This window comes from Bradyrhizobium sp. MV1.5, from assembly GCF_055807615.1.
Genome location: NZ_JBVVPL010000082.1, coordinates 1 through 10,340 on the forward strand (window position 1 = coordinate 1; position 10,340 = coordinate 10,340).

Annotated in this window: 12 protein-coding genes; 4 read left to right on the top strand and 8 right to left on the bottom strand. The window is 65.5% G+C overall.

Annotation, left to right across the window (positions count from 1 at the left end; genetic code table 11):
* Window positions 1-112 precede the first annotated feature (112 nt).
* Window positions 113-832 (bottom strand): SIMPL domain-containing protein, encoded by a 720-nt coding sequence (locus tag AC0L2J_RS34125; RefSeq protein ID WP_473395898.1) that lies wholly within the window; start codon window positions 830-832, stop codon window positions 113-115.
* A 5-nt stretch (window positions 833-837) separates the two neighbouring features.
* Window positions 838-1,605, bottom strand: a complete 768-nt coding sequence (locus AC0L2J_RS34130; RefSeq protein WP_473395899.1) for a GyrI-like domain-containing protein — start codon at window positions 1,603-1,605, stop codon at window positions 838-840.
* Window positions 1,606-1,826: 221 nt separating this feature from the next.
* Between AC0L2J_RS34130 and dapF the strand changes: the two genes are divergently transcribed.
* Together dapF and mtaB are read left to right on the top strand one after the other, a co-directional pair.
* The gene (gene dapF, locus AC0L2J_RS34135) at window positions 1,827-2,702 is read left to right on the top strand and encodes a diaminopimelate epimerase (protein ID WP_473395900.1); all 876 of its coding nucleotides are present in this window, start codon (window positions 1,827-1,829) and stop codon (window positions 2,700-2,702) included.
* Window positions 2,702-3,955 carry a tRNA (N(6)-L-threonylcarbamoyladenosine(37)-C(2))-methylthiotransferase MtaB gene (gene mtaB / locus AC0L2J_RS34140; protein WP_473395901.1) on the top strand — a complete coding sequence of 418 codons (1,254 nt, stop codon included), beginning with the start codon at window positions 2,702-2,704 and terminating at the stop codon, window positions 3,953-3,955. Before dapF ends, mtaB begins: the two co-directional genes overlap by 1 nt.
* A 187-nt stretch (window positions 3,956-4,142) precedes the next feature.
* Here mtaB and AC0L2J_RS34145 read toward each other — a convergent pair whose 3' ends face one another.
* Window positions 4,143-5,252, bottom strand: a complete 1,110-nt coding sequence (locus AC0L2J_RS34145; protein ID WP_473248780.1) for a DUF2336 domain-containing protein — start codon at window positions 5,250-5,252, stop codon at window positions 4,143-4,145.
* Between the two features lie 233 nt (window positions 5,253-5,485).
* A complete protein-coding gene (locus tag AC0L2J_RS34150; protein WP_473395903.1) occupies window positions 5,486-6,187 on the bottom strand; it encodes an RluA family pseudouridine synthase in 702 nt (233 codons plus the stop codon).
* A 78-nt stretch (window positions 6,188-6,265) separates the two neighbouring features.
* On the opposite strand from AC0L2J_RS34150, the gene ftsY reads away from it, so the two are divergent.
* Both ftsY and AC0L2J_RS34160 read left to right on the top strand, forming a co-directional pair.
* Window positions 6,266-7,213: a signal recognition particle-docking protein FtsY gene (gene ftsY / locus AC0L2J_RS34155; protein WP_473395902.1), complete on the top strand. Its 948-nt coding sequence runs from the start codon at window positions 6,266-6,268 to the stop codon at window positions 7,211-7,213.
* Window positions 7,214-7,216: 3 nt separating this feature from the next.
* Complete coding sequence (locus tag AC0L2J_RS34160) at window positions 7,217-7,819, top strand: septation protein A (protein WP_007598838.1); 603 nt, start codon at window positions 7,217-7,219, stop codon at window positions 7,817-7,819.
* A 104-nt stretch (window positions 7,820-7,923) separates the two neighbouring features.
* Here AC0L2J_RS34160 and AC0L2J_RS34165 read toward each other — a convergent pair whose 3' ends face one another.
* The 4 genes from AC0L2J_RS34165 to ccmB form a co-directional block, all read right to left on the bottom strand.
* Window positions 7,924-8,508 carry a DsbE family thiol:disulfide interchange protein gene (locus AC0L2J_RS34165; protein WP_473248778.1) on the bottom strand — a complete coding sequence of 195 codons (585 nt, stop codon included), beginning with the start codon at window positions 8,506-8,508 and terminating at the stop codon, window positions 7,924-7,926.
* Window positions 8,509-8,518: 10 nt separating this feature from the next.
* The gene (gene ccmD, locus AC0L2J_RS34170; RefSeq protein WP_247284927.1) at window positions 8,519-8,704 is read right to left on the bottom strand and encodes a heme exporter protein CcmD; all 186 of its coding nucleotides are present in this window, start codon (window positions 8,702-8,704) and stop codon (window positions 8,519-8,521) included.
* Window positions 8,701-9,489 carry a heme ABC transporter permease gene (locus tag AC0L2J_RS34175; RefSeq protein ID WP_473248777.1) on the bottom strand — a complete coding sequence of 263 codons (789 nt, stop codon included), beginning with the start codon at window positions 9,487-9,489 and terminating at the stop codon, window positions 8,701-8,703. Before AC0L2J_RS34175 ends, ccmD begins: the two co-directional genes overlap by 4 nt.
* Window positions 9,490-9,580: 91 nt before the next feature.
* The gene (gene ccmB / locus AC0L2J_RS34180) at window positions 9,581-10,249 is read right to left on the bottom strand and encodes a heme exporter protein CcmB (RefSeq protein ID WP_007604305.1); all 669 of its coding nucleotides are present in this window, start codon (window positions 10,247-10,249) and stop codon (window positions 9,581-9,583) included.
* Window positions 10,250-10,340 lie beyond the last annotated feature (91 nt).

The window sequence follows — 10,340 nt, forward strand, 5'->3', positions numbered from 1 at the left end:
GGCGAAGACTCGTGGTTTCCAGCTTCGCGCCACAACTTCTCCCTGGGGTAATGGGTCCTGGCTTTCGCCAGGACGACGCCTGAGATTGGCGCCGCAGTGTGCCTCTTACGGCCTACTGCCCCTGCTTGATCGCCCAGCTCACATTCACCGTCACCGCCAGCGTTTCCTCGCCCGGCGCAACGGCCGCGCCGCCTGCGGCCATGGGAGCTGCGGCCATGCGTCCCTTGAACAGCGGCATCGGGGCGCCGCCTTCGGACACGCTGAGCGGCGCGCCGAGCGTGACGCCGGTGGCCTTGGCGTAGATCTCCGCTTTGCGGCGGGCGTCTGCGACAGCCTTCTCGCGGGCATCGTCGAGCAATTTCGAGGCCTGCGTCACTTCGAAGGAGATGTTGCCGATATCGTTGGCGCCGGCGCCGACCAGCGTGTCGATGATGGCGGCGACCTTGGTCACGTCGCGGATCTTCACGGTGACGCGGTTTGAGGCGCGGAAGCCGACCACGGGCGAGGCGCCGGTGGATTTGTTCTGACCGTATTGCGGCTGCAGCGACAGCCGCGAGGTCTGGTAATCCTTCTCGTCGATGCCTGTGCCCTTCAGCGCCAGCAGCACCTTGCCCATCGCGGCGTTGTTGGCGTCGGAAGCTTCCTTCGCAGACTTGGCGTCGTTGGCGACGCCGGCGTCGATCTGCGCGAGATCAGGCGCGGCGGAGATGGTGGCCTCGCCGCTCACCGAAATCGCGGACGGAAAATCGTCGGCGAGCGCGGGCGTTGCCAGCAGTGCGGCGGCAAAGGACGTAACAAGGGAGGTCATCAAAAGGCTGGCAGGCTTTTTCATCGGTCTCACTTCAGCGGCACAAAAACATTGATCACGAGCTTGTCCTCGGCCGTCTTCAGGGGATCGGTGAGGTACTCCTCGATGAAGGTGTCTTTGGCTTCCAGCTTCTTGTCGTCGAGGTGATTGGTGATCGCCTCATAGGTGTTGTCCATGTTGTCGTAGGAGCCGCGATGGACGAATTTCAAGGCCTTGCCTTCCGGCGATTTGCCGACGCTCATGTCCTTGGGCAGGTTCTTCGGGTCCTGCTCGACCGGGATCTCGGCAAGGAAGGTGAAGCCGGTATCGTCGGTCGAGGTGTAGACGATCATCGAATTGCCGGCGGGCTTGATGCCCTGCTTGTCCAGAAGTGTGTTCAGCGCCTTGAACGCGTTGATCAGCGTGTCGAAGGCCGAGTCCCAATTGGCAGTGCCCTTGACCATCACGACCTTCTTGGGCTCGAGCGTGGTTTCCTGGCCGAACGGATCGGCCGTCTGCACGGGAGCCGGCGTCGCGGCCGCAGCGGGCGGCGGAGCGGCGGGGCTGGGTGAGGCACTGGCTGCGGGCGAGGGCGCAAGGGGCGTTGCAGGGCTTGGCGAGGCGCTGGCCGCCGGCGATGGCGTGGCCACGGGTGCGGCGCTTGCCGCCGGGGCGGGCGAAGCCGAGAGGGCCGGCGAGGGGCTCGCTGATGCGGCCGGTGCCGGGCTCGGCGTTTGGGCCAGCGTGGCGGACAGACCAAACGACAAGGCCGCTGCCGGGATCAGCGCGGCCAAAGCGAGACGACGAAACCTGAACATTTTTATTCTCCCCAATAGCTTATCCGCCAAGGCCTTACGTCCCCGAGGCCTTAACCCGGCCGCATGTCCCGGATCGCGCGAATTTCGCGGTTCTAACACGCGAGCGCCGAATTCGTCCCATGACAGATGCGTCATGGCAGAGGTCTTGGCACTCGGCGGCAAATCACTGGCCAAGAGGGCCAAGGATCGCCATATAAGGCAGGCGAAATTCGGGAATTTTCATGAGCGCGCTGGCCAACCACGCATTTGCCAAGATGAACGGCATCGGTAACGAGATCGTCGTTGTCGACATGCGCGATTCCGCCTCAAAGGTGACCCCGGACGATGCCCGCGCGGTGGCATCGGCGCGTGGCGGCGTGCGCTACGACCAGCTCATGGTGCTGCAGAAGCCGCGCTTCGACGGCACCGAAGCGTTCATCAGCATCTACAACAGTGACGGCTCCGAGGCCGGCGCCTGCGGCAACGGCATGCGCTGCGTGGTGCGGCGCGTTTTCGAGAAGACCGGCCAGAGCAATGCAACGTTCGAGACGGCCGCGGGCCTGCTCAACGCCTGGCAGGGTCCGGCGCCGGATCTTTATACGGTGGACATGGGCGCGCCAAAATTCGGCTGGCAGGACATTCCGCTCGACCAGGAATTCCGCGACACCCGCTACATCGAATTGCAGATCGGCCCGATCGACAATCCGATCCTGCATTCGCCCTCGGTGGTCAGCATGGGCAATCCGCATGCGATCTTCTGGGTCGATGACGTCAACGCCTACGATCTCGAGCGTTTCGGTCCGCTGCTGGAAAACCATCCGATCTTCCCCGAGCGCGCCAACATCACGCTCGCCCATATCGTCGATCCCCAGCACATCACGATCCGCACCTGGGAGCGCGGCGCCGGCCTGACCAAGGCCTGCGGCTCGGCCGCTTGTGCCACGGCGGTTGCGGCCGCACGGCTGAAGCGCGCCGAGCGCAATGTCGAGATCACGCTGCCCGGCGGCAAGCTCGGCATCGAATGGCGCGAGCGCGACGATCACGTGCTGATGACGGGCACGGCGACCTTCGAATATGAAGGCAGTTTCGATCCCGCGCTGTTCGCGCCGGTCGGGTAATGACCGTCGACATCGTCACCTTCGGCTGCCGCCTCAATGCCTTCGAGGCCGAGGTGATCCGCCGCGAGGCGGAAGGCGCGGGACTCTCCGACACCATCGTCATCAACAGCTGCGCCGTCACCAACGAGGCGGTGGCGCAGGCGAGGCAGTCGATCCGCAAATTGAAGCGCGAGCGGCCGGGAGCGCGCATCGTCGTCACCGGTTGCGCGGCGCAGACGCAAACCGGCATGTTTGCCGAGATGGCCGAAGTCGACCGCGTCGTCGGCAATGACGACAAGATGCGGTCGTCTGCGTGGCGCGAGGCGCGTGCGGCGTTCGATCTCGGTGCGAGCGAAAAAATAGCCGTCAGCGACATCATGGCGGTGAAGGAGATGGCACCGCATCTGATCGACGGCTTTGCGAGCGGCCTGCCGCGCGTTTTCGTCCAGGTGCAGAACGGCTGCGACCATCGCTGCACCTTCTGCATCATTCCCTATGGCCGCGGCAATTCGCGCTCGGTGCCGATGGGCGCCGTGGTCGATCAGGTCCGGGCATTGGCCGCGCGCGGCCATGCCGAGATCGTACTGACGGGCGTCGACCTCACCAGTTACGGCGCTGACCTGCCGGGCACGCCGAAACTCGGCATGCTGACGAAGCAGATCTTGCGGCATGTGCCTGAGCTGAGGCGCCTGCGCATCTCTTCGATCGATTCGATCGAGGCGGATAGCGACCTGTTGGATGCCATCGCCGAGGATTCACGGTTGATGCCGCATCTGCACCTGTCGCTGCAGTCCGGCGACGACATGATCTTGAAGCGCATGAAGCGGCGGCATACGCGCGGCGACGCCATCGCGTTCTGCGACCAGGTCCGCCGCCTGCGTCCGGACATCGCGTTCGGGGCCGATATCATCGCGGGCTTTCCGACCGAGACCGAGGCGATGTTCTCGCGTTCGCTCGATCTGGTCGAGGAATGCGGCCTGACGTTCCTCCACGTCTTCCCCTATTCGCCGCGTCCCGGCACGCCGGCCGCGCGAATGCCGCAGGTGGCGGGTGGTGCAATCAAGGAGCGTGCGAAACGACTGCGCTCGGCCGGTGAGGCCGCGCTTCTGCAGCGGCTGCAAGCCGAGATCGGCGCCACGCGTGAGGTGCTGATCGAGGGCGACGGTCAGGGGCGGACGGAGCATTATTTGCCGGTGGCGATTGCCGGCGAGCGTATCGGCAGTGTCGTGCCGCTGCGGATCGCCGGTCGTGATGGCGCGCGGCTGACGACGTAATTTGCCGTCATTCCACAACTGCATCCCCAACGTCGTCCTGGCGAAAGCCAGGATCCATTACCCCAAGGAGAGGTTGTTGCACGCAATTGCCAACTACAAGTCTTCGCCAAACTGAATTCGGTGGTTATGGGTCCTGGCTTTCGCCAGGACGACGGCGGAGGGCGCAGCGCGGCCCAAAACGCATACCTTAAGACGCGCGCACCTGCCAGAACCGCAGCGTCCGCCGCGCATTCTCCGGGGTCATGCGCGCGTAATGGCTTTGAGCCCGTGCGATATCGGGCGGCTTCATCGCGCCGGTCGCAAAGCGGCTCTGAAGCACGGCGGCGGTGGTTTCCCAGCTGAGCTGCGCCGCCTTGCACGGCACCAACAGGCCGTCCTCGCGCAGGCTTTGCATCAGCGGGCGTATCACTTCGACGGTCGATCCCGACAATGCGGCCAATGCGGCCACCGCTTCTTCATAACGCCGCTGCGTGGCGTAACCGAGCAGCGTCGCTTCGTTGAGCTGGCCGGCCGCCTTGAGGCCTGCGACGGCGCGCTTGGCACCTTCGAAATCGCGGGCCCCCGACATCTCGCGCTCGACACCGACGGTGACGGCGGCGATCGCGGTCTGGATCTCCTCGAACAGGTGCGGCGGCGCGCGCGACAACAAGCGGGTCCGCACGGCATCGCTCGCCGAGCGCAGCAATTGTCGGCGCAGGTCCGACGGCAGATCGACGCGGACGCCGACGCTGACGGCGAGTTCGGGATCGGCCTCGGCCTGTCCGACGATGACGGCGAATCCGTTGCCGGAAACGCGCGCGCCGGGATTGGCGGCGAGCCGCCGGCTGACGCTGGGATAACGCCGCGCCAGCAATGCATCGGTGACGATCTCCTTCAGCCACCAGCGTCCGGCGACCGCGAGCAGATGCGGCTCGCCCTTGCTCGATGCGATCTGCACCAGCGCGCCGTCATCAAGGCGCGCGGATTCCTGCAGCACGGGACCGGCGATGCGGATCTCGTCATTGTTGGCGAGGCGGCGAATGACCGACGGCGGTGCCTGCGCGATCGGCGCGAGCTGCGCGCTGATCTCGGCGAGCGCTACGCGCGCACCCATGTCGGCGATGGCGCGGAGCTCGATGGTGCCGATCAGGCGATCGAGCACGTCGTCGAACAGCGCGATCTGCTCGTCGTCGAAACTGCCGGCGGAGGACAGGAACAGGTCGGTGACGCGGCGGGCGGTTGCCAGGCCCTTTTCCGCCGAGCCAGTCCGAAGCGCGGACTCGACCTCGTCGATGATCGATAACTCGGCCGTGGACATGACGCGCAGCTCGTCCTGAGCAGATTGACGGAAGCTTGTTCTAAGCAACAATTATCATTAGCGACGAGCACTGAACGTTTCGTAAACTATAGGGAGCGTGGCGGGCACTGTTCCTCATCCTGGGGAGCCCGCGAAGCGGGCGTCTCGAAGGATGGCCGCGAGCGAGATGCGGGCCTTTCATGGTTCGAGACGGCGCTGACGCGCCTCCTCACCATGAGGGGCGAGCAGTTGGGCTACTCCCCGTTCCACCCGCAGGCGCGGAGCCGCTCGTGCATGTGGGGCGGGGCCGGCGCCACCACGCGGACCGGCTCCTTGTTGCGGGAGATCGGCACCACGATCTCGCGGGAATGCAGGTGCAGCTTCGGCTCGCCGAAGCGCGGGCCGTTGCCGTAAATGTTATCGCCGAAGATCGGCCAGCCGGTCGCGGACGCATGCACCCGCAATTGATGGGTTCGTCCCGTTACCGGTTCCATGGCGAGCCAGGTCAGGCCGTTACCCCGGCCCATCACCTTCCAGTTTGTGATGGCCTTCTGGCCCTCCGGGTCCGGCTTCTGCCACCAGCCGCGCTCGGCGTTCAACCGCCCGAGGGGCATGTCGATGGTGCCTTCGTCCTCGGTGGGGCCGCCCTCGACGATGGTCCAGTAGGTCTTGCCGATCTTGCCATGCTTGAACAGCAGGCCAAGCGAGGCCGTCGCCTTGCGATGGCGGCCGAGCACGAGGCAACCGGAAGTGTCCTTGTCCAGCCGGTGGGCCAGCACCGGCGGCCGCGGCAGGCCGAAACGGAGCGCTTCGAAGGAGGTTTCCAGATTGGCGCCGCCCTTGGGACCGCGATGCACCGGCAGGCCGGCCGGCTTGTCGATGACCAGCATCAATCCGTCGCGATGGAGCACGCGCGCGAGGATTTCATCGGCGGTCAATTCGGGAACATCGAGCAATTGCAAGACTTTCGTTCTCGGCGAGACTTTCGGTCAAGACTTTCGTTTGGGAGCCGGAACGGCTAACACACCGCCACCATGAACGATACCACCTCCGAGACCCCCAAGCTGAGCTGGTGGCGCCGCCTGTCCGACGGGCTGAAGCGCACCTCGTCCTCGCTCGGGACCGCGGTCGCCGACCTCGTGACCAAGCGCAAGCTCGACCGCGCCATGCTCGACGACATCGAGGACGTGCTGCTGCGCGCCGACCTCGGCACCTCGGTCGCGGTGCGGATTGCGGACGCCGTCGCCACGGGGCGCTACGACAAGGCGATCTCGGCGGACGAGGTCAAGGACGTCGTCGCGACCGAAGTCGAGAAGGTGCTGGCGGCGGTGGCGAAGCCGCTCGAGATCGACGCCGGCAAGAAGCCGTTCGTCATCCTCGTGGTCGGCGTCAACGGCTCCGGCAAGACCACGACCATCGGGAAACTCTCGCAAAAATTCGCGTCCGAAGGCCGCAAGGTGATGCTGGCCGCCGGCGACACGTTTCGCGCCGCGGCGATCGAGCAGCTCAAGGTCTGGGGCGAACGCACGAAGACGCCCGTCATATCAGGTGCGCAGGGCTCGGATTCGGCGAGCCTCGCCTTCAACGCGCTGACGGCCGCGAAGGAGCAGGGCATCGACGTGCTCCTGATCGACACCGCCGGGCGGCTTCAGAACAAGGCCGAGCTGATGAACGAGCTCGAAAAGGTCGTGCGCGTCATCCGCAAGGTGGACGCGACCGCGCCGCATGCAGTGCTGCTTGTGCTGGACGCCACCGTCGGCCAGAACGCGCTATCGCAGGTCGAGGCCTTCCATCGCACCGCCGGGGTCACCGGCCTCGTGATGACGAAGCTCGACGGCACCGCTCGTGGCGGCATTCTGGTGGCGCTCGCAGAAAAATTCAAACTGCCGGTGCATTTCATCGGCGTCGGCGAAGGCGTCGACGATCTCGCGCCATTCACCGCGCGCGATTTCGCCCGCGCCATTGCCGGAATCGAAAGCTGAAGAATGGACAAGACCCAGCCGCACCCGCTGTTCAAGCTTGCGACCGAGCTCGGCCCGCTGCTCGTGTTCTTCTTCGTCAATGCGAAGTTCAATCTGTTCGCGGCAACCGGTGCCTTCATGGTCGCGATCGTCGCGGCGATGATCGCCTCCTATGTGGTCACGCGCCACATTCCGATCATGGCGATCGTGACAGGCGTCATCGTGCTGGTGTTCGGCACGCTGACCCTGGTGCTGCACGACGAGACCTTCATCAAGCTCAAGCCGACCATCATCTACGCTTTGTTCGCCGCGATCCTCGGCGGCGGCCTGTTGTTCGGCCGCTCCTTCATCGCCGTCATGTTCGACCAGATGTTCAATTTGACGCCGCAGGGCTGGCGCATCCTGACGCTGCGCTGGGCGCTGTTCTTCGCCGGCATGGCGGTGTTGAACGAGATCGTCTGGCGCACCCAGAGCACCGACTTCTGGGTCAACTTCAAGGTGTTCGGTGTCACGCCGATCACCATGATCTTCGCCATCGCCCAGATGCCGCTGACCAAGCGTTATCACCTCGAGCCGGCGTCGCTGGAAGCCAGCGAGGCCGAGGCGGGGGATGTGAGGAAGGGGTAGCGCTCTCTCAGCTCGTCATTGCGAGCGAAGCGCAGCAATCCAGAATCTATCCGCGGAGGGATGCTGGATTGCTTCGTCGCAAGGGCTCCTCGCAATGACGGTGGCTATTTCAACGCCCTTTCCATCTGCGGCAACAGCACCGTCCGCAAATTGTCCGGCGTGATCGGTCCCACCAGCTTGTAGACAATGGTGCCTTCGCGGCCGACGACGAAAGTCTCGGGCACGCCATAGACGCCCCACTCGATCGAGGCGCGGCCGTTGGCGTCGACGCCGACGTGGCCGAACGGGTTGCCGTAGCGCCCCAGGAAGCGCCGCGCATTGTCGGCGGCATCCTTGTAGTTGATGCCGACGAGCTGGAAGCGCTTGTCTTTTGCCAATTCGGTCAGCAGCGGCGCCTCGTCGTGGCACGGCACGCACCAGGACGCCCAGACATTGACGAGGCTGACCTTGCCCTTGAACGCAGCAGGATCGAGGCCGGGGATCTGCGCGTTGTCAGCCTGCAATCCCTCGAGGGGCGGCAGCGTGGTCTGCGGCGCGGGCCGTCCGATCAGCGCGGAAGGGATCCGCGAGGGATCGCCGCTGCCCAGCCGGAACCAGAACAGCAGCGCCAGGCCGATGAAGGCGATCAGCGGCAGCACCATCAGGAAGGTGCGGCGCTGCGGCGGAGCGGACGTCGATTGCTCGCTCATGCTCGATCTCTCATGGCCGATCCGTCGCGCTACGGCCGGAGCGGCGGGTCACGCCGCTGCGCTCGAGCTCGCGCAGGCGCTGTGTCTGGCTCCGGTAATCGAGCACGATCCAGCCGATCAGGATCACGACCACGAGGCCGGCTGCCGCATAGGATGTCACGATGAAGGACGCGTAGGGGCCGAGCGACATGATCATGCAGCCCCCACTTCTTTTGACGTGCTGCCTTCACGCGAGCCGGTGCCGACGTCTGAAAACGCCACACGGCTCGCCTGCATCATCTGCAGGGACCGCACGCGCCGACGCAAAATTTCGTTGCGCATCGCAGCCAGATGCAGCGTGACGAACAGCAGGGTGAACGCGATGGCCATCACCAGCAGCGGAATCAGGAATGATTTGTCGAGCGACGAGCCGCCCATCCGCATCACCGAGGCCGGCTGGTGCAGCGTGTTCCACCAGTCGACCGAGAACTTGATGATCGGCAGGTTGAGCGCGCCGACCAGCGTCAGCACGGCGGCGGCGCGTGCCGCGCGGGAGGGCTCGTCGACCGCGCGCCACAGCGCCATCAGGCCGAGATACATCAGGAACAGGATCAGCACCGAGGTCAGCCGCGCGTCCCATTCCCAATAGGTGCCCCACATCGGTCGGCCCCACAGCGAGCCCGTCAGCAGCGCGAGGAAGGTGAAGGCGGCGCCGATCGGGGCGGCCGCTTTCGCGGCCACGTCGGCGAGCGGATGCCGCCACACCAGCGTGCCCAGGGAGGCAATGCTCATCACTCCCCACACGAACATCGACAGCCAGGCATTGGGCACGTGGATGAACATGATCTTCACTGTCGCGCCCTGCTGATAGTCGTCGGGCGCGGTGGCGGACTGATAGAGCCCGATCGCGAGCAGGATGATTGTCGCGGCCGCAAGCCACGGCAGCAGCCGCGCCGTCAGCGCGAGGAACCGTGTGGGGTTGGCGAGGTCGATCAGCGTCATGGTATCCTGATAATCACAGGTAAGCGCTCACGCAATCAGCACGAATGTCCGCAGCGAAAGTTGATCGGGGTCAAGGTCAGTCCAGTCCATCTCAGTCCAGTCCATGCTTCAGGCTCGCCGCGGCCGCGAAGGGGCCGATCACGAGGCTGACCAGCGACAGCGCGCACAGGATCGAGAACGGCGCGCCGAACGTCATGGGTCCGACGATCACCGCCTGCGAGGCCGCGACGCCGAAAATCAGCACCGGGATCGACAGCGGCAGCACCAGGACCGCCATCAGCAATCCGCCACGATGCAGCGTCACCGCCAGCGCCGCACCGATCATCCCGGTAAACGTCAGCGCCGGGGTGCCGGCGAGCAGCGTCAGCGCCACCGCGCCGGTCGCGACCATGTCGAGGTTGAGCAGCAGGCCGAGCACGGGGGTTGCGACGATCAGCGGCAGGCCGGCGGCCAGCCAATGCGCCAGCGCTTTCGACGCGCAGGCGAGTTCCAGCGGGGTCCGGCTCATGGTGATCAGGTCGAGCGAGCCGTCCTCGTGGTCGGCCATGAACAGCCGGTCCAGCGTCAGCAAGCTCGCCAGCAGCGCCCCCAGCCACAGGATCGCCGGCCCGAGCCGCGACAGCAGTGCCAGATCCGGCCCCACCGCAAACGGCATCAGCACCACCACGGTCAGAAAGAACAGCACGCCAATCAACGCCCCGCCGCCGACGCGGAGCGCGATCCGGATGTCCCGGCGGATCAGGGCAGACAGGGCGGTCATGCCACTGCTCCTAGAGGTGAGGAGGCAACGTCGGCCGGGTACCCCGTGCGATCTGCGCTCCCTCCCCCCTTGTGGGGGAGGGTCAGGGAGG